General features: G+C 67.1%; 24 protein-coding genes and 1 tRNA gene. 17 read left to right on the plus strand and 8 right to left on the minus strand.

Annotated elements, in window-relative coordinates; translation table 11 throughout:
* The first annotated feature begins 192 nt into the window (after positions 1-192).
* Positions 193-2070, plus strand: a complete 1878-nt coding sequence (locus QTI04_RS10550) for a hypothetical protein (protein WP_286615555.1) — start codon at positions 193-195, stop codon at positions 2068-2070.
* Positions 2071-2093: 23 nt separating this feature from the next.
* On the opposite strand, the gene QTI04_RS10555 is transcribed toward QTI04_RS10550, so the two are convergent.
* Positions 2094-3341: an MFS transporter gene (locus QTI04_RS10555; RefSeq protein ID WP_286615735.1), complete on the minus strand. Its 1248-nt coding sequence runs from the start codon at positions 3339-3341 to the stop codon at positions 2094-2096.
* A gap of 74 nt (positions 3342-3415) precedes the next feature.
* Here QTI04_RS10555 and QTI04_RS10560 point away from each other — a divergent pair, with 74 nt between their 5' ends.
* Entirely contained in the window at positions 3416-4240 is an 825-nt protein-coding gene (locus tag QTI04_RS10560) for a helix-turn-helix domain-containing protein (RefSeq protein WP_286615737.1), read from the plus strand.
* A gap of 10 nt (positions 4241-4250) precedes the next feature.
* On the opposite strand, the gene QTI04_RS10565 is transcribed toward QTI04_RS10560, so the two are convergent.
* Positions 4251-4327: transfer RNA gene (locus QTI04_RS10565), tRNA-Arg, on the minus strand.
* Between the two features lie 123 nt (positions 4328-4450).
* Between QTI04_RS10565 and QTI04_RS10570 the strand changes: the two genes are divergently transcribed.
* A complete protein-coding gene (locus QTI04_RS10570; protein ID WP_286615557.1) occupies positions 4451-4663 on the plus strand; it encodes a hypothetical protein in 213 nt (70 codons plus the stop codon).
* A 17-nt stretch (positions 4664-4680) separates the two neighbouring features.
* Here the strand turns inward: QTI04_RS10570 and QTI04_RS10575 are convergent, their stop codons facing one another.
* Together QTI04_RS10575 and QTI04_RS10580 are read right to left on the minus strand one after the other, a co-directional pair.
* Positions 4681-5469, minus strand: coding sequence for an SDR family NAD(P)-dependent oxidoreductase (locus QTI04_RS10575; RefSeq protein ID WP_286615559.1), 789 nt, complete (start codon positions 5467-5469; stop codon positions 4681-4683).
* Positions 5470-5537: 68 nt separating this feature from the next.
* Positions 5538-6338, minus strand: coding sequence for a pentapeptide repeat-containing protein (locus QTI04_RS10580; protein ID WP_286615561.1), 801 nt, complete (start codon positions 6336-6338; stop codon positions 5538-5540).
* Between the two features lie 102 nt (positions 6339-6440).
* On the opposite strand from QTI04_RS10580, the gene QTI04_RS10585 reads away from it, so the two are divergent.
* The 8 genes from QTI04_RS10585 to fae all read left to right on the plus strand — a co-directional run bounded on the left by QTI04_RS10585 (position 6441) and on the right by fae (position 13663).
* Positions 6441-6830: a 4a-hydroxytetrahydrobiopterin dehydratase gene (locus QTI04_RS10585; RefSeq protein WP_286598640.1), complete on the plus strand. Its 390-nt coding sequence runs from the start codon at positions 6441-6443 to the stop codon at positions 6828-6830.
* Positions 6831-7003: 173 nt separating this feature from the next.
* A complete protein-coding gene (locus QTI04_RS10590) occupies positions 7004-8059 on the plus strand; it encodes a beta-ribofuranosylaminobenzene 5'-phosphate synthase family protein (protein WP_286615562.1) in 1056 nt (351 codons plus the stop codon).
* Positions 8060-8075: 16 nt separating this feature from the next.
* Entirely contained in the window at positions 8076-8984 is a 909-nt protein-coding gene (locus QTI04_RS10595) for an NAD(P)-dependent methylenetetrahydromethanopterin dehydrogenase (protein WP_286615564.1), read from the plus strand.
* A gap of 13 nt (positions 8985-8997) precedes the next feature.
* On the plus strand, positions 8998-10140 hold the full coding sequence (locus QTI04_RS10600; protein ID WP_286615566.1) for an ATP-grasp domain-containing protein: 1143 nt from the start codon (positions 8998-9000) through the stop codon (positions 10138-10140).
* Positions 10137-11144, plus strand: coding sequence for a methenyltetrahydromethanopterin cyclohydrolase (gene mch / locus QTI04_RS10605; protein ID WP_286598635.1), 1008 nt, complete (start codon positions 10137-10139; stop codon positions 11142-11144). The genes QTI04_RS10600 and mch overlap by 4 nt, the downstream gene beginning before the upstream one ends.
* Positions 11144-12133 (plus strand): RimK family alpha-L-glutamate ligase, encoded by a 990-nt coding sequence (locus tag QTI04_RS10610; RefSeq protein ID WP_286615568.1) that lies wholly within the window; start codon positions 11144-11146, stop codon positions 12131-12133. Before mch ends, QTI04_RS10610 begins: the two co-directional genes overlap by 1 nt.
* A 2-nt stretch (positions 12134-12135) precedes the next feature.
* Positions 12136-13035 carry a triphosphoribosyl-dephospho-CoA synthase gene (locus QTI04_RS10615; RefSeq protein WP_286598633.1) on the plus strand — a complete coding sequence of 300 codons (900 nt, stop codon included), beginning with the start codon at positions 12136-12138 and terminating at the stop codon, positions 13033-13035.
* Positions 13036-13150: 115 nt separating this feature from the next.
* Positions 13151-13663 (plus strand): formaldehyde-activating enzyme, encoded by a 513-nt coding sequence (fae, locus tag QTI04_RS10620; protein WP_286598632.1) that lies wholly within the window; start codon positions 13151-13153, stop codon positions 13661-13663.
* Between the two features lie 113 nt (positions 13664-13776).
* On the opposite strand, the gene QTI04_RS10625 is transcribed toward fae, so the two are convergent.
* On the minus strand, positions 13777-14271 hold the full coding sequence (locus QTI04_RS10625; RefSeq protein ID WP_286598631.1) for a dihydroneopterin aldolase: 495 nt from the start codon (positions 14269-14271) through the stop codon (positions 13777-13779).
* A 153-nt stretch (positions 14272-14424) separates the two neighbouring features.
* On the opposite strand from QTI04_RS10625, the gene QTI04_RS10630 reads away from it, so the two are divergent.
* Genes QTI04_RS10630 through QTI04_RS10650 form a run of 5 tightly spaced genes read left to right on the plus strand, consistent with a single transcriptional unit; the run spans position 14425 to position 19753 of the window.
* Complete coding sequence (locus QTI04_RS10630; protein WP_286615570.1) at positions 14425-16491, plus strand: sigma-54-dependent Fis family transcriptional regulator; 2067 nt, start codon at positions 14425-14427, stop codon at positions 16489-16491.
* The gene (locus QTI04_RS10635; RefSeq protein ID WP_286615572.1) at positions 16415-17074 is read left to right on the plus strand and encodes a flavoprotein; all 660 of its coding nucleotides are present in this window, start codon (positions 16415-16417) and stop codon (positions 17072-17074) included. The genes QTI04_RS10630 and QTI04_RS10635 overlap by 77 nt, the downstream gene beginning before the upstream one ends.
* On the plus strand, positions 17053-18459 hold the full coding sequence (locus QTI04_RS10640) for a DUF6513 domain-containing protein (RefSeq protein ID WP_286615575.1): 1407 nt from the start codon (positions 17053-17055) through the stop codon (positions 18457-18459). Before QTI04_RS10635 ends, QTI04_RS10640 begins: the two co-directional genes overlap by 22 nt.
* Entirely contained in the window at positions 18456-19049 is a 594-nt protein-coding gene (locus QTI04_RS10645; protein WP_286615576.1) for a DUF447 domain-containing protein, read from the plus strand. The genes QTI04_RS10640 and QTI04_RS10645 overlap by 4 nt, the downstream gene beginning before the upstream one ends.
* Positions 19046-19753, plus strand: a complete 708-nt coding sequence (locus QTI04_RS10650; protein WP_286615578.1) for a (5-formylfuran-3-yl)methyl phosphate synthase — start codon at positions 19046-19048, stop codon at positions 19751-19753. The genes QTI04_RS10645 and QTI04_RS10650 overlap by 4 nt, the downstream gene beginning before the upstream one ends.
* Here QTI04_RS10650 and QTI04_RS10655 read toward each other — a convergent pair.
* From QTI04_RS10655 to QTI04_RS10665, 3 genes are read right to left on the minus strand one after another with little or no spacing between them, the layout of a single operon-like run.
* A complete protein-coding gene (locus QTI04_RS10655; RefSeq protein ID WP_286598623.1) occupies positions 19747-20346 on the minus strand; it encodes an aspartate kinase in 600 nt (199 codons plus the stop codon). The two genes, QTI04_RS10650 and QTI04_RS10655, sit on opposite strands and share 7 nt — an antisense overlap.
* Positions 20316-21473, minus strand: coding sequence for a hydantoinase/oxoprolinase family protein (locus QTI04_RS10660; RefSeq protein WP_286598622.1), 1158 nt, complete (start codon positions 21471-21473; stop codon positions 20316-20318). The genes QTI04_RS10655 and QTI04_RS10660 overlap by 31 nt, the downstream gene beginning before the upstream one ends.
* Positions 21466-22431: an ATP-grasp domain-containing protein gene (locus QTI04_RS10665; protein WP_286615580.1), complete on the minus strand. Its 966-nt coding sequence runs from the start codon at positions 22429-22431 to the stop codon at positions 21466-21468. The genes QTI04_RS10660 and QTI04_RS10665 overlap by 8 nt, the downstream gene beginning before the upstream one ends.
* Before the next feature lie 33 nt (positions 22432-22464).
* Here QTI04_RS10665 and QTI04_RS10670 point away from each other — a divergent pair, with 33 nt between their 5' ends.
* On the plus strand, positions 22465-23172 hold the full coding sequence (locus QTI04_RS10670) for a HisA/HisF-related TIM barrel protein (RefSeq protein ID WP_286598618.1): 708 nt from the start codon (positions 22465-22467) through the stop codon (positions 23170-23172).
* The last annotated feature ends 243 nt before the right edge of the window (positions 23173-23415 follow it).

A 23415-nucleotide genomic window follows, 5' to 3' on the forward strand; every position in this document is an offset into this window, starting at 1 on the left:
CGGGCGTCGAGGTAATGGGGTATCGGTACATGCTAGGTGAGTGTCAGCAGAATTCGTGCCGATTGTCTGGAAAGAGCGTCATGCGGGGCGTGCTTTACTTCTTCTCACGTGTAGCGTGAGCCATGCTCTTCACTTCCCGCTAGCATCGTCGGGTTCAACTTGCGGCCGCCGTCGCAGCAGGAGTCTCCACCGATGGACCTCGACCTCCTGGCGCCGCGCCGCCATCTCGCCGCTGTGGCGCTTCTGCTCGCGTGGGTGCTGTCGTCGCCAGGCTGTGGCGGCGGAGGCGATGCACCATCATCGAGCCCGCTGGACACCTCATCGGCCGCCTCAGCCGACGCTGCTGCCAAGGCGGATGCGTTGGACAAGCCGCAGCCTGGCGTACTGGTCAACGCGCGCAACGCTGCGTTGATGGCGCTGGCGTCGCGCATGGGCCCGCCTGCTGCTTGGGCCGCCGACAGCGTGGCAGCCGCCGCAAGCCGTGACGACCCCTGGGGTGTGGCGCCGTCGGCAGCGTTGTCATACAACCCTGAGGCCTGGCTGCCTGCGATGGCCGATGCCGGCGTCACGAGCGTGCGCGGCTTCCATGCTGCGCCCCACGTGGATGGATTGACGCCAATCACCGCTGCAGGCATGTCGGCGGTCGGCTTCCTGCAGTGGAGTTCCGGCCCCGTCTTCGCGCTGCCGGCGAATGATCTTCAGGGCTGGCACCGGTACGTCACAGCGCAGGTCAGACGCTACAAGGGCCGGGTCAAGTACTGGGAAGTCTGGAACGAGCCGCCCAACTTCACGGCCGACCAATCGCCCGCGTCCTACGCCAAGGTGGTGGCCGTCGCCTTCCATGCGGCGAAGGCAGTCGACCCGACCGTGCAAATCGGCCTGGCCGCCAAGAGCAACCACGTCAACTGGCTAGCCGAAAGCATCGCGGCCGGTGCCGCGGGCAAGTTCGACTTCGTGACGCTTCATCCTTACGAAGTGGCTTCCTTGCTTCCTCAGGGCTGGGAAGGGCAGTTCATGGCCATCGTGCCGCGAGTGCGCAAGATGCTGCAGGACAAGGATCCCGAAAAGGCCGCCGTGCCGTTGTGGTTCACCGAGATCGGGTTTTCCGCCGCGCCGCCCGCCGCGGGCGGCAACGGCCCGCAACGGCAGAGCGACTCGCTGATCAAGATCTACACCATGGCCTTCGCGCAGGGCGTGGCGCGCACCTACTGGTTCGACCCGAGCGACAGCGAAGGCCTGACGATGGGATTGACGACCACCGACGGCACGAAGCGGCCCGCCTGGCATGCGCTGCGCAGCCTGACCACCTACCTGGGCGCGCGGCCCCGCTACGCGGGTTGGACCCAACCCGGCAATGCCTACTACGGCTTTGTGTTCACGGGCCCGCAAGGCGTGGTGCTGTCGGCTTGGTCGCGGCCCGGTCAATCGGCGGTGCTGGCGCTGGCATCCGACATCACGGTGGTCGACCCGCGCACCGGTGCAACCACCACGACCCGCGATCACACGCTCACCGAGGCCCCCGCGATCCTCGTCGCGCCGGCCGGCTCGGCACAAGCACAGCAATGGCTGAGCGAAGCTGCCGCCAGCAGCGGCAAGCCGTTTCCCTGGAATGGTGACCACAGCGCTGCTGCATCCGTGCAGTTGACGGCCGGCGCCATGCCTGAGGGCGTCTTCATGAAAGACGCGCCCGCCGCCGCCGTGGTGAACAACATCGCCGAGTTCAACCTCGAAGGCACTCCCGGCGCCTGCTTTGCAGTGGACCCCGCGTTCCTGCCGTTGTATGGCACCACGCCGATCCGCATCACCGTCGTGCTGCGCGGCCACGGCCGCGGCGACCCTGGCTTCAATCTCCGATACGAATCCGACGCATTGATCGCCTCGGCCGACGTCAACGGCCTCGTGTCATCCAGCGAGGGGTGGTTCCGTGTCGAGGGAACCACCTTCCATGAGAAGACATGGACCGTGCCCAACGCCCGTTTCGTCGGCCTGTATGGCTACAACTTCTGTCTTGATTCCGACGGGCCCGCGCATTCGCAGTTCAGCATTCGGCGAGTGACGGTGAGCCGGTGAGCCGGTCGAGCGGACCCAAAGCGTCAGGCCCGGCGAACGCCTTTGGGCAGCAGGGCCGCCACCAGGCCCAGCAACGGCAGATAGGCGATGGTCTGGTAGACGAAGGCGATGCTGGTCCAGTCTGCGAAGAGTCCCAGCACCGCAGCGCCCAGCCCGCCCATGCCAAAGGCAAAGCCGAAGAACAGGCCCGACACCATGCCCACCTTGCCTGGCATCAGTTCCTGGGCATAGACCAGGATCGCCGAGAAGGCTGAAGACAGCACCAGGCCGATCACGATGGTCAGCGCCGTCGTCCAGAACAGATTGGCATGCGGCAGCAGGAGCGCGAACGGGGCCACGCCCAGGATCGACACCCAGATCACGGGCTTGCGTCCGATACGGTCGCCAATGGGGCCACCGAGCACCGTGCCCACGGCCGAAGCGAACAAGAAGAAGAACAGGTGCAACTGCGCGCTCTGCACGGTCAGGCCGAAGCGCTCCATCAGGTAGAACGTGTAGAAACTGCTGAGGCCCGCCACATAGAAATACTTGGAGAAGATCAGCACCAGGAGCACGGCGATGGCGCCAATCACCACCTTGCGCGGATACGGCGACCCGACAGCGGCCTTCTTGCTACCACCGACGGCGATGTGGTGGGCGGCATACCAACGGCTCACCTGCAGCAGCAAGCCGATGCCGAGCAGGACGGCCAGGCCGAACCAGGCCACGCTGCCTTGACCGAAAGGCACGATCACTGCGGCTGCGAGCAACGGCCCGATGGCCGTTCCCATGTTGCCGCCCACCTGAAACACCGATTGCGCGAAGCCATGCTGCCCGCCCGAGGCCAGACGCGCGATGCGCGACGATTCCGGGTGGAAGATCGACGACCCGATGCCGATGAAAGCAGCCGCCAGCAACAACACGCTGAAGTTGGGCGCGACGGCCAGCAGCATCAGCCCGACCAGGGTGGACAACATGCCAAGGGGCAGCGAGTACGGCTGCGGCCGGCGGTCCGTGACGAGGCCCACCAGCGGCTGCAGCAGCGAGGCGGTCAGCTGGTAGGTCAGCGTGATCAGCCCGATCTGGGCGAAGCTCAACGAGAACTCGCCCTTCAGAATGGGATACATCGCCAGGATCAGCGACTGCATCATGTCGTTGACCATGTGCGCGCTGCTGATGGCGCCCAGGATGCCGAAGGCTGGTTTGGGCTTTGCGGGGCTGGCGGCGGGGCTCGGGACGGCATCGATGGGTGTGCCGTTGCTGCCGAGGGTGGCTGTCGCGGAAGTCGTCATCAAGGGGGCTTTCAGTCAGAAATCTGAGCTGGATTATGGGAAGATGCGCAATGCCTGTCTTGCGCCAATTGGCCATCAACCATTGCAAAAAGGACATGGACCCGTCCCGTCGACCCAAAGCCCTTCCCGAGGTGCTCAAAGAGATCGAGGGGGAGTCCTCGCCCATCACCGGTCGCGCAACCGACTACCCGGGCGGCTGGTACATCGAGCCCCATGCCCACACCAAGCATCAGCTGATCTATGCCGTGCGCGGCGTCATGGTGGTTCAAGCCGACGCCGGCCGGTGGGTGGTGCCGCCCACGCGCGCCATCTGGATGGTGGCTGGCATGACCCATGAGATTCGCTGCGTGGGCGAAGTGCACATGCGCAGTCTGCTCGTCGCGGCCGAGGCCGCGCCGAAGCTGCTGGACGGGACGCAAGCAGTGGGCATATCGCCTCTGCTGCGTGAACTCATCCGTGCGGCCATGGAGGTGCGACAACCCTATGTGCCGGGTACCCGCGACGGTCGCCTCATGCGCCTCATCCTCGACGAGTTGCGCGCACTGCCGGTACTTCCGCTGCACCTGCAGATGCCGTCCGACCCGCGGCTGCTTCGGATTTGCGAACTGCTGCAACAGCGCCTGGACGACCCCTCCACGATGGCCGATTGGGCGCGGCGCCTGATGCTGGACGTGAAGACCATCCAACGCCTCTTCGTGAAGGAGACCGGCATGACCTTCGGCCAGTGGCGGCAGCAGGCACGCCTGTTGCGCGCGCTGGAACTCCTGGCGGTCGGCGAGAAGGTCATCGACGTCGCCCTGGCACTGGGTTACGAAAGTCCCAGCGCCTTCGCCACCATGTTCCGCAAGCAGTTCGATCAGACGCCCAGTCAGTTCTTTGCTGCTGAAGGGTGGTCGTGAACGCTTGAATTGGCCTGCCCGGAGGGGATCGAACCCCCGACAACCTGCTTAGAAGGCAGGTGCTCTATCCAACTGAGCTACGGGCAGAGTTGGGAGCGCGATTTTACGGTGCTCCTGAAACCGTCAGCGCCGGCCGACAGTCGGTGGCGAGTTTGCCCGGTTGCCGGGATGGTCTGAGGTGCAAATCTCGGGTTTTCCATGGAGCCCAGCATGACCAACGACACCACGCGTGCGGATTCACCGAACAGACAGGCCGCAGTCAACGAAGAACCCGAGATTGCCTTCGAGGAATCGATTCCTTCCGATGGCAAGGACGAGGTTGGCGAAAAAATGATGGAGGACCTCGGACGCGACAAGGCGAAGAATGAGGATCCGCCGTCGGCGCCCGTCGAGCCGATGCCGGAGCAGTTCCCGGCCAGTTGACCTGGCCCGGTTCAGGCTCAGACCACTATTGGCACGGCCGCGCCGTCCATCGAGATGACGGCGCCCGAGATGTAGCCGGCGCTCGGCGAGGCGAGGAACACGACCGCATTGGCGATGTCCTCCGGCTTGGCCAGGCGTCCCAGCGGCATGCGTGCTTCGGCGTCGCGCAGCACTTCTTCCTCGGTCACCTTTCGCAGACGCGCGTCGGCCGCGATGCCTTCGGCCATACGGTCGGTCAGCGTCATCGCGGGATTGACCGCGTTGACCCGCACGCCGCGGGGGCCGTACGCGGCCGCCAGGCCTGCGGTGGCGAGCATCAGCGCCGCATTGGCGGCACCGCCTGCTAGATGCGTCGGCGAAGCGACCTTGCCCCCCATGCCGATGACGTTCACGATGGCGCCTGAACCGCGCTCGCCCATGCGTTTGATGAGCGGGTCCATCACATGGATGTAGCTGAAGAACTTGGCCTGCATGGCGTCGTGCCAGTTTTGCGGCTGCAGTTCGTCGAAAGGCGTGCGGCGCGCCGCCCCGGCGGAGTTGACGAGGATGTCGATCGGGCCCGACTCGGCCTGTATGGCGTCCAGCATGTGCAGGGCAGCGCGCGCGTCGCTCAGGTCGGCGCTGTAGCCGCCGACCGAGTGTCCTTCGGCAAGCAGTTGCGCGGCGGCGGTGTCGAGGTGGGCGGGCGTTCGCCCGGCGATGCTGACTCGCGCACCTTCGCGAAGGAAAGCGCGAGCGCAGGCGAGGCCGATGCCTCGGCTGCCGCCCGTCACCAGCACATGCTTTCCGGTCAGTTGAAGATCCATACAGGCTCCGTGGATTGATGGTCGGGCTTCGATTGTGGATGCAAGCCACGGGGACTCATCCTGAGCGCTCAACGAATGATCTTGTCGAGGTTCGTGGCGCGGTCCATGCCCTTGGCCTCGGCGAAGCCCTTCACATCGCGAAAGACCGTCCCGTCCAGATCAGCCTCGGTGAAGTCGGCACCGGTTACGTCGGCGCCTGTGAGGTCGGCGCCTGCCAGTTTGACTCGAAAGAAGTTGGCGCCGCGGAGATTGCCGCCCTTGAGGTTGCAAAAAGCCATCAGGGATCGATTGAAGTCGGCGCCCGCCAGTGTCGCGCCCGCCAGGTTGGCCCCGGCAAGATCGGTCCGCATCTGCCCCATCCCCTGGTTCTTGATGTTGACGCCGACGACGGCATTGCTGAAGTTGGCCCCGGAGAGGTCGGCCCCCGGCAGATCCGCGATCATCCGGATACCGGTCATGGTGGCGCCCTTGAAGATCGGCATCTTCTTGACCTCGCCACCGAGAACGACGACCGAAAGCAGGCTCGCGCGGTTCAGGTTGGCGCCCGTGAAGTCCGTGCCCATCAGCCAGGCACCGTTCAGGTTCGCCCCTTCCAGCGTCGCGCCGCGGAAGTCGGACAGCACGAGCTTGCTGCCGAAGAAGCTGACGCCCCGCAAGTTGGCGTTGCGAAAGTCGAGCTTGCTCAGGTCGAGGTCCGAGAGGTCCTTGCCGGACAGATCGACCGGCTTGGCTGGCGATGCGTTCTTGAGCGCGTCCCTGACCTGGTCCACCGATAGATCCGCCGCCGCGGCATTCATGGTGCCGACCACGGCCAGTAGCGCGGTCGCGGTGGACAGAGCCGAGATCGCAAGGTGTTGGATGCGGTTCATGGGGGACTCCTCTCTTGGCGTCGCGGCTATCCGCAGGGTCGACGAGCGCCGCGGCCGGCGGCGCCATAGCATTCGATGATCGCCACTTTGCAAGGGGCCGTCATGACCAAATGGCGCAAGCAGTCCGCATCCGAGGTATTCACGCCCGAGGAGACCACCGCAAGACTCGCCGAAGAGCTGCCGAAATGGTATTTCGAGGACGGTTGGATTCGACGCAAGTTCAAGACCAGCGGCTGGAAGGGGACGCTGATGGTGGTCAATACCGTGGGTCATCTCGCGGAGGCGGCCTGGCACCATCCGGACCTCACCGTGTCATATGCCTTCGTCACGGTGAAACTCATGAACCACGCCGCCAAGGGCATCACCGAGAAAGACTTCGAACTCGCCAGAAAGATCGAAGAAGTCGTGATGTGGCAGCCCGGTGCCGTGGAAGGATCGTCGCTCGAAGGCACCCCGGACGATCCGCGTTTCAAGTACCTGAAGTACGACTGACCTCGGCTGAGGAGGCCGCGTGGTGACACAGTGTCCTCAAGTCGATACAGCGGCGGACCGCATCGCGAAGGCCGGGCGCGAGGTCTCCGGAGGTCGCTGGAGAGATATCAGCGGAACAGACCTTGCTTTGCAAGCCCTGCACGACCACTGAATTTCAACCCGCCTCCAACACGATGGATCGCCCTCGAAATTTTCCCGAAGCGAGTTTCGTCGATCGCGCAGCGACCGTTGCGCTGCGTGCTCCTGCGCGTCTGCACCTGGGTTTTCTCGACCCTGCCGGTTCGCTGGGACGTAGTTTTGGCAGCGTGGGGCTCGTGATTGGCGGTTTCGAAACGGAAGTCGAGATCAGCGCCTCGCCCTTCGACCGGATCACAGCGAGTGGACCTGCAGCGCATGCTGAAATCGAGCGCGCGGCCACCTGTGTAAGCCTGCTGCAAGCCCATACGGGCCGCCGCGACCCGCTGCATCTCCGGCTGCTTCAGGTATTGCCCGCGCATGCCGGATTCGGCTCGGGCACGCAATTGGCGCTGGCGATCGGGCGGGCGTTCGCGCTGTGGCACGGCGTGGGTGTGCCCACGGCCACGCTGGCGCAATGGCTGGGTCGTGGACTGCGGTCTGGCATCGGCATAGCGGGGTTCGACCACGGGGGGCTGATCGTCGATGGCGGCCCGGGCGAGAACGGCGCACCTGCGGTCGTGTTGTCGCGCATCCCGCTGCCCGAAGACTGGCGCGTTCTGATCGTTCAGGACTGTGCACAGAAGGGCTTGGCTGGAGAGGACGAAAAACGGCGCATTGCCGGCTTGCCGCCCATGTCCCAGGCACTTGCCGCGGACATCTGCCACCAGGTGCTGATGCGCGTGCTGCCAGGCGCCGCCACCGCCGACTTCGCGCCCTTTGCTTGCGGCGTCACGCGAATCCAGCAGGTTCTGGGCGAGCACTTCGCGTCCGCACAAGGGGGGCGTGCCTTCGCCAGCGAATCCGTGGGCTGCCTGCTCGGATGGGTCTTGCAGCACCGTGCCGAGCACCTCGCGGGCATCGGCCAGAGTTCCTGGGGCCCGACCGGCTTCGCGATCTTTCCATCGCAGGCGCGGGCGGAAGCCGCAATCGACGCCATGCTGGCCGCCGGCATCGTCGCCCCGTCGCTGACCCTGCGCGTCGTGTCCGGCCGCAACACCGGCGCCACGCTGCTGGATCGGCGCCTCTCGTCGCCGCTGGCGTCGACCCCTTGATCAACGCAGGGTTCTCATGGAACGCTCCTACATCCTCCACATGTTCACACCGGGCCGGCAGATGAGCCCGTTCGACATCAACATGGCGGCCGACGCCGGCTACCAGGTCATCGTGCCGTACTGCGAGGTCGACGCGGACGGCGTTGCCGGCCTCACGCAGGACACGATCTTCTCGCGCAGTCCGAAGGGCCTGCTGCGCACGGGCATCTTCATCGGCGGACGCGATGCGCTGGAGGCCGCCGACATGCTCGACCGGGCGAAGGCGGCCATGTTCAAGCCCTTCGTCGTGTCGCTGATGGCCGACCCCAGCGGCGCCTACACGACCGCAGCCGCGATGGTGGCGTGCGTCGAGGCCGCATTGGCAAGCCACCACGCAAAAGGCCTGGACGGCCAGCGCGTCGTCGTCATCGGCGGCACGGGACCGGTGGGCCGTATCGCAGGGGTGATCGCGGCACAGGCGGGCGCCCAGGTCTTTCTCTCGAGCCGCGGCGGCGCCGACGCGGCCGAAACGGTCGCGCGCGAGAGCGGCAAGCGCTTCGGTGTCAGCCTGGGCGGCGTATCCAGTGGCGATACGGCAGCGGTGCGCGCGTCGATCGCCGATGCCGATGTGGTGCTTGCCTGCGCGCCGGCAGGGGTCCAGGCTGTCTCCGCCGAGACGCTGACTTTCGCCAAGCGGCTCAAGGTCGCGGCCGACGTCAACGCGGTGCCGCCCGAGGGCATCGCCGGCGTCGGCGCGACGGACAACGCCAAGCCGCTGAGCGGCACCACGGCGGTGGGCATCGGCGCCTTGGCGATCGGAAACGTCAAGTACCAAACCCAGCAACGGCTCTTGGTGCAGATGCATCAGGCGGAAGCGCCGGTGGTGTTGAGTTTCACCGAGGCCTTTGCCACTGCGCGTGCCTTCATTGCCGAAAAGGCGGCTTGAGCCGCCCACCGTGATGACAGCGATTGCCGTGGTTTCCATCTCCGCGCGAATGCTGGCGGAGTCGGCCGTCGCTGACGGCTTCGAAGTGGTGGCGCTCGATCTGTTCGGCGACACGGACACCCGACGTGCCTGCGCCGAGTGGCATTCGCTCGGCGATCCGGCAAGCTTGAGCGTCGACGGCGCGCGGTTGCTGTCGGCGCTGCAAGCGCTCGCGCAGCGGGGCCGTGTGGCCGGGTGGATCGCCGGCTCGGGGTTCGAGGGCCGGCCCGATCTGCTGGAGAGCGGTGCGGCGCTGCTGCCGCTGATCGGCACGCAGGGCGACGCGATGCGGCGCGTGCGGGAGCCGAAGACCTTTTTCAGTTTCCTCGACTCACGAGGGATCGTCCATCCGGAAGTGCGAATGACTGCTCCCGAGGATGCGGCCGGCTGGCTCGTCAAGGATGCGCATGGCTGCGGCGGCTGGCACATCAGCCGGGCGGCATCGCAGCGGGGCAGGGCGCCGCCTGACGATGCTTTGAGTGCCCATCACTACTTCCAGCGCGAGACCTCGGGCACGCCGATGTCGGCGACGTTCATCGCGAATGGGGGCGATGCCTCGCTGCTCGGATTCAACGAACTGATCGTGCGGCCCCTGGCGGGGCGGCCCTTCGTGTTTTGCGGTTCCGTGGGGCCGGTGCAACTGCCCGACATCGTGGGCGCCCAAGTGACGGAAGCGTTGCGCGCGCTGGTGGCGGCCTTTTCCCTGCGCGGCCTCGGCAGCCTGGACTTCATGCTTGACGTCGATACCGTCAATGTGCTCGAGGTCAACCCGCGGCCGCCGGCCAGCATGGCGCTTTACGGTCGTGGCATCGTGGCAGCGCATGTGCGTGCCTGTGTTCAGGGCGACCTTCCGTCGAGGCCCGCGCAGGCGGCGAGCGACCTCGTTCGTGGCAACGAAGTCGTCTTCGCGCCGCGCCGGCTCTGGCTCGATGAGCCCGCCTCGCAGCGTCTGGCCGCACGCGCCGGCTGCCACGATCTGCCCGCCGCTGCTTCGGGCTTCGAGGCCGGTGATCCCTTGTGCAGCGTGAGCGCCAGCGGCACGAACGCCGGGCAGGTGCGCGAGTTACTGCAGCTTGGCCGCATGGCCGTGCATCAATCCCTGGAGTCATCCGTATGACCGATGTCGCGGCGGCACCCCTGGCCGCATCCACGCTCAGCGTGAACGCGCTCTCGCGGCCGCTCGTCGAGCGACTGCTGGCCACCGCCGATGCGCTCGACGTGCGGGCACATCGTGACGGGGCCGGTCCCTATATCGTCGATGCGGGTATCTCCGTGGGCGGCAGCGTGGCGGCGGGCCTGCTCGTGGGCGAGATCTGCATGGGCGGGCTCGGCCAGGTGAGCCTGCGTCCCGACGGAAGGGAGGGCTGGCCCAGCTGGATCGAGGTGCACAGCGCGCAGCCGGTGCTGGCCTGCCTGGGCAGCCAGTACGCCGGCTGGAGCCTTGCGGCCAGCAAGGAGGAAACGGGGGGCAAGAAATTCTTCTCGCTCGGCTCGGGCCCGGCGCGCGCGCTGGCGACCAAGGAAACGCTATTCGATGAACTCGGCTACCGCGACCGCGCGGAGGCCGGGGTGCTCGTGCTGGAGGTCGATCGCGCGCCGCCGCAGGTGATCATCGACAAGCTGCTGCGCGATTGCCACTTGAGCGGCGAAGGGCTGACGCTGATCCTCACGCCGACGACCAGCCTCGCCGGCACCACGCAGGTGGTGGCACGCGTGCTGGAGGTCGCGCTGCACAAGGCGCACCAGTTGGGATTCGACCTCGGCCACATCGTTGGCGGTGCGGGCGCGGCGCCATTGCCCGCCCCGAGCGCCGACGGCGTGGAGGCCATGGGACGAACCAACGACGCGATCCTCTACGGCGGCCGCGTGCACCTCACCGTGCGTGGCGGCGATGCAGCGGCGCGCGAACTGGCGAAGCAGCTACCGTCGAGCAACTCCGGCGACTACGGCCGTTCGTTTGCGGAGATCTTCAAGGCGGCCGAATTCGACTTCTACAAGATCGACGGCGCCTTGTTCGCACCCGCCGAGGTGTGGGTCAGCAACCTCGACAGCGGCAACACCTGGCACGCCGGTGGCCTGAACATGCCGCTGCTGCTCGGCCTGTGGCGGAAGGAAGCGTGATGGTCAGCCTCGCACGCTTCACAGGCTTCAACGTGGCCATCATGACGGACGAGACCGGTTGGCACACGCGCAGGCTCCAGGCGGCGCTGCGGGCCCGAAGCTGCGTCGGTCGCTGCGTCGATCTGGCGGACTGCCGGATCGACACGACGGCGGCTTGGCATGGCCTGGTCATCCCTGGCTTCGGCCGCGATCTGCCCGACGCTGCGCTCGTGCGTGGCATCGCGAGCGGAACCTTCGAGCAGGTCACGAAGCGGCTCGGCGTGCTGCATGCGCTGCGCGAACTCGGCGTGCCCGTGTACAACGACGCTCGGGCGATCGAGCGCAGCGTGGACAAATCGATGACCAGCCTGCTGCTGCATGCGGCACGCATTCCCACGCCGCCTACCTGGGCCACGGAATCGCTGGCACAGGCGCAGCGCATCGCGATCCGAGAAGGCGCGGCCGGCCACGCGCTGGTGCTCAAGCCGCTGTTCGGTTCCCAGGGCAAGGGCTTGCAGCTGGTGGGCCAGGTGGATGGCGTTCACCACCCGCTGCCGGACATCGAGGCCGCCTACGGATCGCTCGCCTATCTGCAGCGCTTCATTCCGGCGCCGACGACGCCCGGCTTCGACTGGCGGGTGCTGGTGGTCGGCGGGCGGGCCGTCACCGCCATGCGGCGAGTGAGCCGGCACTGGATTCACAACGTCGCGCAAGGTGCGCGCTGCGAGCCGGCGGAGCTGACGCCCGAACTGGCCGAACTGGCCGAAGGCGCCGCGCTCGCGCTGGGCATGGACTACGCGGGCGTGGACCTGATGCCTTCGGCACCGCGCACGAGGTCGGGATCGAGGCGCGGTATCCAGGTGATCGAAGTCAACGGTGTCGCGGCCTGGCAGGGATTGCAGCGCGTGACCAGCTTCGACATCGCCCGCTGCATCGTCGACGACTTGCTCGACCGCAAGCTCGCCGGCTCCGAGGGCGGGGCGCAGTTGAAGCTGCCGCGCCGCGCATGAACATGCCTGTCACAGAAATGCGCCAGTGCGCAACGGACCGGGCCAGGGCCTGCTTCCTGCGGGCGTGCGAGCTCGACGTGGACGTGCGCAAGCCGGGCAATGTCAGCCGGGCATCGGCCGGGCACGGCATGACGGCCGAGACCTTCATCGCGAGCGCACGGGCCGTGGCGGGGCCGCTGTTCGAGTCCGGCGCATCGGTGGGCGAGCGGATCGAGGCGTCGGTGGAAGCGACTTGGGCGGCCGCCGGCTGCAACAGCAATCTGGGCATCGTGCTGCTGTGCGCGCCCATTGCCCGGGCTGTCGAACTGCGGCCCGACGCCACGGTGCCGGCGGACTTGCGGGAGGCTGTCGAATCCGTGCTGGGCGAACTCGATCTGTCCGATGCGCAGGCGGCCTTCCGCGCCATCGCGCGCGCTCGTCCGGGCGGTCTGGCCACCGCGCCGGAGCAGGACGTCAGGCACCCGCCGAGCGTGGACCTTCGCGCGGCGATGGCGCTCGCTGCACACCGCGACAGCATTGCACGCCAGTATCGCGACGCCTACTACGACCTGTTCGAGCTGGGGGGGCCGACGCTCGGGACCAGGTTCACATTGATGGCGACCTCGGTCAGTGGCGCGCCGGATACGGGCACCGTCGCAGCGGTCCAGCGGCTCTATCTGGCGCTGCTCAGCAGCTTTCCCGATTCACACATTGTTCGAATTCATGGCGAAGCCGTGGCACACATTGTCATGACTGCGGCGCAGGGATGGCGGGTACGCCAGCGCTGCCATGGCGGGCTCGACGTCGATCCCGATTTCGCGGCCTGGGACGCCTCGCTCAAGGCAGATCGCATCAACCCGGGGACGACGGCCGATTTGACGGTGGCCGCGTTGCTGATCTCGGGCCTGACGGGCCCATCGTGATCTGCCGCCGCGCCGCCCGGCCCGGGTGGCACGGATCGTGATACCTGACACGTTGCGCTGGCCGTCAGGCCAGTGTCCCCTATGGCCCCAGAACGCACTCAGGAGACTAATAACCATGGCAAAAATTGATCGCATGATGGTCGGCGAGTCACTCGTCGGTGAGGGCAACGAGGTCGCTCACATCGATCTGATCATCGGGCCGCGCGGCAGCCCTGCCGAAACAGCCTTCGCGAACGCTCTCACCAACCAGAAGGACGGCTTCACCTGTCTTCTGGCCGTGGTTGCACCCAACCTGCTGACCAAGCCGGCGACAGTGCTCTTCAACAAGGTCACCATCAAGGGCGCCAAGCAGGCCGTGCAGATGTTCGGTCCGGCCCAGCGGGCCGTTGCCATGGCGGTGGCCGACTGCGTCGAAGACGGCACCATCCCGGCCGACGAAGCCGACAACCTGTTCATCTGCGTCGGCGTCTTCATCCACTGGCTGGCCGACGACGACACGAAGATCCAGGACTACAACTACCAGGCCACCAAGGAGTCCATCCAGCGTGCCGTCTCCGGTTCGCCCACGGCCGCCGAGGTCGTCGCCAAGAAGGGCAGCGCCGCCCATCCGTTCGCGGCGCACAGCTGAAGTCGCCCCCAGGCTGCGCGCACTTCGTGTCGCGTCGCCAACCCCCTTCCGGGGGCAACACCCAGCGGCCCGGGGTGTTCCTGGAAGGGGCCGGGCGCTTGGTTGGCGCTTTTCTACTCAGGCACCATGCCAGAACCGATCAGGCGCAGGACTGCGCCTGAGTGGGAGGAGAGCGTCTCGTCGGGCGGTGCCCGGCGCTCGATCTGTACGCCGACGGCATTGACGTCGTCGAACTTCCGTGGCTTCGCCACCTTGACACGAACCCAGATCGCGCCGAACTCGCGGATGACGATATCGGCAATGGCTTCGGCGAAGGCCTCGAGCAATTGCAACTCGTGTTCCGCCAGCAGGCGACGCAGCCGCTCGCACACTGCGCCGTAGTCGATGGTGTCGGCGATGCGATCGGTGTCGCAGGCGCGTGCGCGGGCGAGACCTGCGTGCACGTCGATGACCAGCGGCTGTGCGCGGTGCAATTCCGTCTCGTGGATGCCGATGACCGTGTGGCCGACGAAGCCTTCGATGAAGATCACGTCCAACGCGGGCCGGTCCGCCAACGAGGGCGGGGCGATCCAGGGCGTGGAACTCGGGGAGTGATGGCCAGAGGTCAACGTGCGCTTTCGTTAGTGGCTCGTGCGTGGCGGCATGTTGTCGCAAAAAGTATCTTTTGCGTGCAACACATCACAAGCTGCAAAATGCGGGCCATACACACAGTGGCCCCAGGCACCATGCATCGGGCAGGCCGGCCGCACATGGAGACATCGATGGCGCTGACCCTTCGAAAAGGCGAAAAGCCTGCCGACCCGCACGCGGATCGTGTGCTGGACATCGTGCGCGGCGGGCTTCAGGACCAGACCACCGACGTGGTGACGAGTTCCTGGATTCGCTGCCTCAACGAATACAACCTGCGGCCGGACAAGCCGCATGGCCCGAACATCATCGCGCGCGGACCGCTCGAGGAGCGGCGCGCGCGCCACGCCGCCGTGATCGAGTGCGCGCGGTACGAGATGACCACGCTGTACCAGCAACTGGCCGACAACGAGATGGCCGTGTTGTTGACCGACACGGATGGCGTGATCCTGCACATGGTGTCGTCGCCCGAGTTCGCTGCCGAGGTCGGGCCACTGGGATTGCGCGCCGGCGGCATCTGGAGCGAAACCGAAGCCGGCACCAACGGCATGGGAACTTGCCTGGCCGCGGCGGGCCCGGTGACCGTGTGCCGCGACGATCACTTCTACACGCAGTTCACCCAGCTCACCTGTTCGGCCGTCCCGGTGTTCGACCCCACGGGCAACATCGTCGCCGCGCTCGATGTGACGAGCCGTTCCAGCCTGATGCAGCAGCACCTCCTGGTGTTGTTGTCCATGACCGCACGGATGATCGAGAACCGCCTGATCGATCGCCAGTTCCGCAACGCCCATCCGCTGCATTTCCACAGCCGCCCGGAGTTCGTCTACACCCTGCACGAGGGCAAGCTGGCGGTGGACGACGACGGGCGCATCCTTGCCGCCAATCGCAGCGCGATGTTCCAACTCGGGCTGCAGTCGATGGACCAGATCCGCTCGCGGCGCATCGAAGACCTGTTCCAGACTTCGCTCGCCGACATGCTGCAGCGCAGCGCATCCTCGTCGTTCCACCCGGTCGTCACCTACGGCACCGACGCGGCACTGCGCTTCTTCGCAGTCGCGCGGCGCCCGGCCTCGGCGGCGGATGCGATGGCCGTCTCGTTGCCGTCGGGCGACTCGTCGACGGCTCCGATCGCGCGTGCAAAGGCCCGGCCGGCCGTCCTCAGCGCCGCGACGGCCGATTGCACTTTCGAAGACCCGCGGCTCGAGGAACAGTTGGGCATCGGCCGGCGGGTGATCGCCCGTGGCACGCCGGTGCTGGTCTGCGGCGAAACCGGCTCGGGCAAGGAGGTGTTCGCGCGTGCGCTGCACGACGGCAGCCCGCGCTCGGCAGGCCCCTTCGTGGCGATCAATTGCGCAAGCCTGCCCGAAGCCCTGATCGAATCCGAACTCTTCGGCTATTGCGCCGGCGCATTCACTGGCGCGCAGCGTTCAGGGCGCCGCGGCAAGGTCCTGCAGGCGGACGGCGGCACGCTGTTTCTCGACGAAATCGCCGACATGCCGCTGGAACTGCAATCGCGCCTGCTGCGCGTGCTCGACGAGCGCCGCGTCACGCCACTGGGGACCGAGGAAAGCCATGCGGTCGAATTCCAGCTGATCAGCGCCAGCCATCGCTACTTGCCGACGTTGGTGCGTGAGGGGAAGTTCCGCGAAGACCTGTACTACCGGCTCGCGGGCATCGAAGTGCAATTGCCGCCCCTGCGCGAGCGCAGCGACAGGCTCGCGCTGATTCGCGCCCTGCTGGCCACCGAGGGTGGCCCCGATGCGTCCCTGAGCCCCGAGGCCGAGCGCCTGCTCATGGCACACGCCTGGCCCGGCAACATCCGCCAGCTGAGGCATGCGCTGCGCACCGCGGCTGCGCTGGCCGATGGCAAGCCGATCACCCGCGTCCACCTGCCTGCGATGGCCGTCAACCTCCAACCGGCGTCAGGGATCCATGGCGAACGGGTCGATTCGATTGCGCCGGCTTCGACATCGGCCGCGGCGCCGGGAACCGCACGCGACGGGCACGGCGACAACGCGCCAGGCTGTGCCAAGCTCAACTTGATCCAGGCCAACGAACGCCAACTGCTGCTGCAAATGCTCGAACAGCACCGGTGGAACGTGAGCAACGTCGCCAAGGCGCTGGATGTCAGCCGGAACACGCTCTACCGCAAGATCCACAAGCTCCAGATCGAGGTCTCCCATCCCGAGCAAGAATCCTGAGAATTCCCCGGCCGACGATGGCGAGCCGCGTTCGCGTTTCGCCTGGTGCGTGACCGGCTCCGGCCACTTTCTGGACGAGGCGCTGGCGCTGGCCGCACGCCTGCCGAAGGTCGACCTGTTCCTCTCGGCGGCCGGCGAAGAGGTGCTGGAGATCTACAGGCTGCACCTCGATGACCTGAAGTCGCGCTTCAGGATCTTTCGCGACAAGACGGCCAGCGGCGTGCCCGTGGGCATGCTGTACGAGGACATTTATCACACCGTCGTCGTTGCCCCGGCCACCAGCAACACGGTGGCCAAGTGCGCCTACGGCATCAGCGATTCGCTGCCGACCAACATGTTTGCGCAGGCCGGCAAGCGGGGCATACCGGGCATCGTGTTTGCATGCGATACCGAGCCGGTGGTTGTGACCCGGTCGCCGCACGATTGGGTCACGCTGCGGCCGAGGCGAATCGAACTCGACAACGTGGAGCGCCTTCGCGGGATCGATTTCTGCCGGGTCGTCACCTCACCGGCCGAGCTCGAAGCCGCACTGGACGTCCGACTGAAGGAAATCTCGCTCGCATGGAACACATCCTCTTCCTGACCGGGCACCTCGCGCAGCCGAGTCTGGAGCGGGTGCTGGCCAGCATCGATTCCGCGCCCTTCACCTGGGAAGTGCGAGACCTGGGCCTGCAGGTGGCCGGGCTGATGACGGCCGACATGATCCTCCGCCGGGTGCCTCTGACGGCGGGCGTCGACCGCATCGTCGTGCCGGGGCGCTGTCGTGGCGACATGGAGGCTCTGGCGCGCCATTTCGGCATTCCGGTGCAGCGCGGCCCCGAGGAGGTGAAAGACCTGCCGCGCTTTTTCGACCGCGCTGCCAAGGCCATCACGCTGGACGAATACGAGGTCGCGATCTTTGCCGAGATCGTCGATGCGCCCCGCCTGACCGTGCCGGAAGTCGTTGCGCGCGCCGGGCTCCTGCGCGCCGACGGCGCCAATGTCATCGACCTGGGCTGCCTGCCGGAGACCCCGTTCGAACACCTCGAAGAGTGCGTCCTGGCGCTGAAGGCCGAGGGCTTCCGGGTCAGCGTCGATTCGGTCGATAGCGGCGAGTTGCTCCGCGGCGGCCGGGCGGGCGCCGACTACCTGCTCAGCCTGACGGTGGATACCTTGTGGGTGGCGGATGAGGTCGCATCCACGCCGGTCCTGATCCCTCGCGTCCCCAGCGATGAAGCCTCGCTGCACGAGGCGGTCGAAATCATGCAGCGGCGGGGCAGGGAGTTCCTCGCCGATTCGATCCTCGACCCGATTCCCTTCGGCCTGACTGCATCCATCGTGCGCTATCACCGGCTGCGCGAGCGCTTTCCCGAGGTGCCGATCATGATGGGCGTGGGCAATCTGACCGAGCTGACGGAAGCCGACACCAGCGGCATCAACGCCTTGCTGTTCGGGATCTGCGCCGAGCTCGACGTCGCCGCTGTCTTGACCACGCAAGTCAGCAACCACGCCCGCCGCGCGGTGAAGGAGGCCGACTGGGCACGCCGCATCATGTATGCCGCGCGCCACCACGGCACGCTGCCCAAGGGCATGACCGATGCGTTGATGACGGTGCATTCCAAGCGCCCGTTCCTCGACACGCCCGAAGAGATCGCGGCCACCGCCGCGCAAGTGCGCGATCCCAACTTCCGCGTGCAGGTGTCGGTGAGCGGCCTGCACGTCTACAACCGCGACGGGCTGCGCAGGGGGCAGGGCGCATTCGAACTGTGGCCGCAACTCGGCCTCGAAGACGATGCGGCGCATGCGTTCTACATGGGCGTGGAACTGGCGCACGCCGAGATCGCCCACAAGCTCGGCAAGCGCTACGTACAGGATCAGCCACTGGACTGGGGATGCGCCATCGATCGCAGCGCCGAAAACCTCGATGCGTGGTGCGCGCCGGGCACGACGAAGGCCCCACGCAAGACGACCGAAGAGCCCTTCAAATGAACGACGTGATCTTTGAAACCGTCGTGACCACGGTCGCGCCCGACGGCAAGCCGCATGTCGCACCGATGGGCGTGCGCTACCACGACGACCAGGTGGTGCTGATGCCGTTCAAGCCATCGACGACCTACGACAACATCTGCGCGACCGCCTGCGCCGTGCTCAACATCGTGACCGATACCCGCGTCTTCGCCGGCTGCGTGACCGGCCGCCGCGACTGGCCGACGCGGCCGGCCGAGAAGATCGTGGGCGTTCGCCTGGACAGTGCCCTGAGCCATGTGGAGTTGAGGCTGGCCGAGCTGATCGACGATGCGCAGCGCCCGGTGCTGCGCATGACGCGGGTGCACGAGGTCACGCACGCGAACTTCGCCGGCTTCAATCGCGCACAGGCCGCCGTGATCGAGGGCGCCGTGCTGGTAAGCCGCCTGCACATGCTGCCGCCGCACAAGGTCGACAGCGAGATGGCCTACCTGCAGATCGCCATCGACAAGACGGCCGGCCCCGAGGAGCGCGAAGCCTGGGGTTGGCTGGTAGACGCCGTGCAGCGCCACCGGGCCGGCACCACCCATGTCACACAGGGACCATCGTCATGAAACTGCTCGTCAGCGTGCGCAGTGTCGAGGAAGCCTTGCTGGTTGCGGACGGGGGAGCCGACTTCATCGACCTCAAGGAACCGGGCCGCGGTGCATTGGGCGGCCTGCCGATCACTACCATCCGCGAGATCGTGGGTGCGCTGCGCCGGCATGGCGGCGGCTTGGACATCAGCGCCACCATCGGCGACGTGGCGATGCACGAGGGGGGCCGCATCGCGGCGTGCGTCGAGGCAGTCGGTGCGTGTGGCGTCGACTATGTGAAGGTCGGCATCGAGCGCGTGCCGCAGGCGCGGTCGGTGCTCGACGCACTCGCTTCCAGCGGCTGGCCCATCGTGCCGGTCTTCATCGCCGACAAGGGACTGGAGTTGGCCGATGTGGCACATGCCTGCGCCTTGGGGTTCGCCGGCGTGATGGCCGACACCTTCGACAAGCGTGCCGGCAGCCTGTTCGACGCTGTGCGGATGGACGAATTGCGGCGCTTCATCGTCACGGCGCGCGCGGCGGGGACGATGGTCGGTCTGGCGGGCGCCCTGCGCGTCGCGCATGAACCCTTGTTGCGCGCGCTAGCGCCCGACTTCGCGGGCTTCCGGACCGCGGTGTGCGTCGGCGACCGAAGTTCGGCGCTCGACCCCCAGCGCCTGCGGACGCTGGTCGCGCTGATGCACCGCCATGCGGCCGCCGAATCCGGCGCGCCGAATCATTGATCGTCGAAGCGGACGTGACCCAGCAACAATGATCGAATTCGGCCCACCTCATTGAAGTGGACGATGTCGATCGGAAAGGCCGCGCCGTCCGACAGTGCCCCGAAACGCTGGTCGACGACGCCCGCATCTCCCAACTCGGCCAGGCTCAATCGCGGGTCGATCTCGCACGACTTGACCAGTACCAGCCGCTCGGCATTCAGGCGACTTGCGAGATCGAGTGCGATGCTGTCGGACGTGAACTCCCAGTTCGTCTGCGCGGTCGTCCGGTTGCGTTGCAGTTCGAGGGGCAGCCACAGCGCCGTCTGCCCCTTGTGCAGCACGCGACTGATGTCCGACCGGGTGCGCGTGAGCTGCAATGCGGGATTCAGGCCGTGCACCAGGTAGGCGGTTTGCGCCATCGCGAGGACCGCCATGTTGTGCGCGCTGAGGTCACTGAAGTGCCACTGTGCCTGGGCACGCCTCACTTCGTCGCCGAAGGTGCCGCCACCGCAGACCACGATCACGCGGCCCCCACCGCATTCGGCCAGCAGGTCGAGCCATGCCGGCAGCATCGGATTCGCGTTCAGGCTGCCGCCGATCTTGACGATCCACATACCGAAGGGTCCATGTCGAAAAGCGTTGCCACGGCAACGCACGGAGCGCACACCTGAGCCCAGTCCTGCACCGCGGCGCGGCCGGTGCCTGCTTGCGTCCGTGCGCGCACCACGTCCCGGCCATAGGCGACGTGGCGGTCCGCGGTCCATGGCTGCGGCGTGCCCGCCCTGGCGCTCGCCACCACGTCGCGCACCAGGAAGTCGCCGCAACCGGCGCTGACGATCACCGCGTCGTGCGCAAGCTCGTGCGTTTCCATCACGCGGCGCATCTCGCCTCCGAGCACGCCCACCTGCACGGCCCGCCAGGACCGCGCGAAGTCCAGCCACTCGCCGGGTGAGCCGTCGCGTCGGTCGAGCCCGATCATGCGGGCCAGCCGTTGGCGGGTTGCATCCAGTTCCTTGTCGGCGTTGTCGGCGCTGGGGTGCAGATCGTGGGCGGGGTTCAGTTCACCGGTGAGCCGGTACACGTCGGCGGTGGTCGCGAACAGCTCGTTCATGACGTTGTGCGGCGTCCCAAGCCAATCGATGCGCTGCGCCACCGCGCACAGCGGCGTGCGCACCACGCCGTGGTAGACCAGTTCGCCGCTGGCCAGACGCTGTGCATCGGTGCGGCTGTGCGTCAGGACGCGTCCGTTCCTGAACGCGATCAGGTCGGTGGTGGTGCTGCCGATGTCCATCAGCAAGCCGGTGCCGACGCACTGTGCAGCATGGCGTGCTGTCGCGAGCCAATTGGCCGATGCGATGGAATTCCACAGGGCCGGCACCTCTGCGTCGCGGCACCAGCCGGCATCGCCGGCGAAGAAATGAACGGCGCCCGGGCCGCCCCCGAGGCGCGGAGGGTCCGGCGCAGGCAGTGCCCGAGCCAGCTCTGCCGCGATCTTCCGCACGCCGTCTTCGCGGTCCGCGAACAGGTCGACCATCTCACCGGTCATCGTGACGGCGTGCTGAGCCTCAGCCAGCCCGGCCCATCGCTGCCGCGCTGCCTGCAGCACCGCATCGAGCCGGTCCATGCCCATCCAGAGAGCGCAGGGCCATTGCGCCACGTCGAGCACTTCACCGCCTTGCAGGAGGCAAGCCTTGGCGTGTGCGCCGCCGATGTCCCAGCCGATCACGGTGCGCTCAGGCATGACTGTGCGCCGCCTTCGGCTTGGAAGCCCGCTCGTCGTCCCGGGTCGCGATCACCTCGGCCGCCAAGTTGCGGCCCAGTGAGCGCGAGAGGCCCACGTAGGCGCTGGTCACGCGCGGATTGACCTCGATCACCACGGGTCCGCGCCGTTGATGCCACACGAGGTCGATGCCGACGAAGCCCCGCAGACCGGGGATGGCCTGGTGCACGCGTGCGGCCAGGGTGCCCAGCGCCGCGGCGCGCGGATCGGTGAGCGGTATCACATTCACCTCGACACTGCGAAACGACAGGAAGCCTTGCTCGTCGATGTCCAGGTGTTGGCGGTTGATGCTCAGCAGATCGCATCGCTTCCTGCCGCACAGCAGGGACAGGCTGAGCGCGGCGCCCTCGACCCATGGCTCGACCGCCATCGGGCTGCCGGCTCGCGAGCGCCCCGACCAGTCGTCCACCGCCGCAGCCGGGTCGTGATGCAGGCGGGTCGCGACGGCGCCGGCACCGTCGTCCGGCTTGACCACCCAGCGCGTGGTCTCCTGCTCGTGCTCGAAGGCCAATGGCGTGGCAATGCCTGCTTCGGCCAGCGTCATCAAGGTCATGCGCTTACTTGTCGCGAGTTGGATGGCCGGGCCTTCGCAGCCCAGCCAGCGGCCCGGATCGACGCACTGGCTAAGCCGCGCCAGCAGGCCGTCGGTCTCCGGTGCGACCACCCAGGCGAGGTCGTGCGCGTCGGCTTGGCGCGCGACGAAATCGAAGGCCGACTCGCCAGGGCGCGGGGTGACCGGACGGGCAGGCTCCGGCACGGTCGACGCCAGCTGGCAGGTGGCGACCGACACCTCATGGTTTCCAAGGCGAAGCAAGTCGGCCATGATGGCATCCCGCATGGACTGGCCCATCGCCAGCAGTTCGCCGGGGGCCATCTCTCCGCCGCCGCTCAGGTACTCGTAGACAAAGATCCGATTCATCGCTCCACCCGTCACCCCCTTCGTTCGCTCGACATGAACCTCATTCCCGTCATCGACCTCATGCAGGGCCAAGTGGTGCGTGCCGTGCGCGGCAACCGCCAGGCCTACCGGCCCATCGAATCGCGGCTTTGCCATAGCAGCGACCCGGTGACGGTGGCGAAGATCCTCTGCGAGCACTGCGCCACGCGCCAGCTGTACGTGGCCGACCTCGACGCCTTGCTCGGGCACCCCGGCCAGTCGACGGTCTTGCGCACACTGCTGCAAGCCATGCCCGGGCTGGAACTGTGGCTCGACGCCGGTTTCGCGAACGCAGGCGCGGCCGATGCGCTCAGGCTCGAATTTGGTGCGGCCGGCGCACGGGTCGTTCCGGTCTTCGGCAGCGAGTCGCTGGCGTCGCGCGAAGAACTCGAGCATTGTTTCAGTGGTGGTAGCAACGGCGAAGGCGTGCTGTCGCTGGACCGCCGCGACGGCCAGCACATGGACGCCGCGGGCTGCTGGGATGCGCCCGCGCTGTGGCCCCGGCGCGTGATCGTCATGACGCTCGAGCGCGTCGGTGCAGGTGCCGGTCCCGACCTGGAGACCCTGGACGACGTGCGCCGCAAATCGCCTGCGACCTTCTTCGTCGGGGCCGGCGGCATTCGCAACCCGGGTGACCTGGAGGCCGCCGGCGCCGCCGGTGCCGGAGCCTGGTTGGTGGCCAGCGCACTGCACGACGGCGGACTGCCCCGGGTGCGCGGCTGACGAAAGGCGATGTTGGTTTGCATCATGGGTTTACCCGCATCACGTTTCGTGCCACCTTGCTCGCGCCCAGGCTTGCCCACTTCGTGTGGCCGCCCGCCCCCTGCCGGGGGCAATACCGGCGGCCCGGCGGAGCCGGTTCCGCGGTATTCCTGGGGTTAGGAAAACCGAGATGGTGCGTCCGGGCCAGAACTGCAACACGCGGCGCCACACAGTGTTTCACTTCTGGCGGCTTTCCATTCGCCA

The sequence above is a fragment of the Variovorax sp. J22R115 genome (genome assembly GCF_030317005.1).
Lineage (GTDB): Bacteria > Pseudomonadota > Gammaproteobacteria > Burkholderiales > Burkholderiaceae_C > Variovorax.

Excerpts from the sequence above, each read along its gene's own strand:
- QTI04_RS10660 (WP_286598622.1), bottom strand. The coding sequence starts at position 21,473 with ATGCCTGAGCGCACCGTGATCGGCTGGGACATCGGCGGCGCACACGCC.
- QTI04_RS10590 (WP_286615562.1), top strand. The coding sequence starts at position 7,004 with ATGGATCGCCCTCGAAATTTTCCCGAAGCGAGTTTCGTCGATCGCGCA.
- mch (WP_286598635.1), top strand. The coding sequence starts at position 10,137 with ATGACCGATGTCGCGGCGGCACCCCTGGCCGCATCCACGCTCAGCGTG.
- QTI04_RS10550 (WP_286615555.1), top strand. The coding sequence starts at position 193 with ATGGACCTCGACCTCCTGGCGCCGCGCCGCCATCTCGCCGCTGTGGCG.
- QTI04_RS10585 (WP_286598640.1), top strand. The coding sequence starts at position 6,441 with ATGACCAAATGGCGCAAGCAGTCCGCATCCGAGGTATTCACGCCCGAG.
- QTI04_RS10610 (WP_286615568.1), top strand. The coding sequence starts at position 11,144 with ATGGTCAGCCTCGCACGCTTCACAGGCTTCAACGTGGCCATCATGACG.
- fae (WP_286598632.1), top strand. The coding sequence starts at position 13,151 with ATGGCAAAAATTGATCGCATGATGGTCGGCGAGTCACTCGTCGGTGAG.
- QTI04_RS10580 (WP_286615561.1), bottom strand. The coding sequence starts at position 6,338 with ATGAACCGCATCCAACACCTTGCGATCTCGGCTCTGTCCACCGCGACC.
- QTI04_RS10630 (WP_286615570.1), top strand. The coding sequence starts at position 14,425 with ATGGCGCTGACCCTTCGAAAAGGCGAAAAGCCTGCCGACCCGCACGCG.
- QTI04_RS10645 (WP_286615576.1), top strand. The coding sequence starts at position 18,456 with ATGAACGACGTGATCTTTGAAACCGTCGTGACCACGGTCGCGCCCGAC.
- QTI04_RS10670 (WP_286598618.1), top strand. The coding sequence starts at position 22,465 with ATGAACCTCATTCCCGTCATCGACCTCATGCAGGGCCAAGTGGTGCGT.
- QTI04_RS10650 (WP_286615578.1), top strand. The coding sequence starts at position 19,046 with ATGAAACTGCTCGTCAGCGTGCGCAGTGTCGAGGAAGCCTTGCTGGTT.
- QTI04_RS10570 (WP_286615557.1), top strand. The coding sequence starts at position 4,451 with ATGACCAACGACACCACGCGTGCGGATTCACCGAACAGACAGGCCGCA.
- QTI04_RS10655 (WP_286598623.1), bottom strand. The coding sequence starts at position 20,346 with ATGTGGATCGTCAAGATCGGCGGCAGCCTGAACGCGAATCCGATGCTG.
- QTI04_RS10640 (WP_286615575.1), top strand. The coding sequence starts at position 17,053 with ATGGAACACATCCTCTTCCTGACCGGGCACCTCGCGCAGCCGAGTCTG.
- QTI04_RS10600 (WP_286615566.1), top strand. The coding sequence starts at position 8,998 with ATGACAGCGATTGCCGTGGTTTCCATCTCCGCGCGAATGCTGGCGGAG.
- QTI04_RS10635 (WP_286615572.1), top strand. The coding sequence starts at position 16,415 with ATGTCAGCCGGAACACGCTCTACCGCAAGATCCACAAGCTCCAGATCG.
- QTI04_RS10575 (WP_286615559.1), bottom strand. The coding sequence starts at position 5,469 with ATGGATCTTCAACTGACCGGAAAGCATGTGCTGGTGACGGGCGGCAGC.
- QTI04_RS10555 (WP_286615735.1), bottom strand. The coding sequence starts at position 3,341 with ATGACGACTTCCGCGACAGCCACCCTCGGCAGCAACGGCACACCCATC.
- QTI04_RS10615 (WP_286598633.1), top strand. The coding sequence starts at position 12,136 with ATGCCTGTCACAGAAATGCGCCAGTGCGCAACGGACCGGGCCAGGGCC.
- QTI04_RS10665 (WP_286615580.1), bottom strand. The coding sequence starts at position 22,431 with ATGAATCGGATCTTTGTCTACGAGTACCTGAGCGGCGGCGGAGAGATG.
- QTI04_RS10595 (WP_286615564.1), top strand. The coding sequence starts at position 8,076 with ATGGAACGCTCCTACATCCTCCACATGTTCACACCGGGCCGGCAGATG.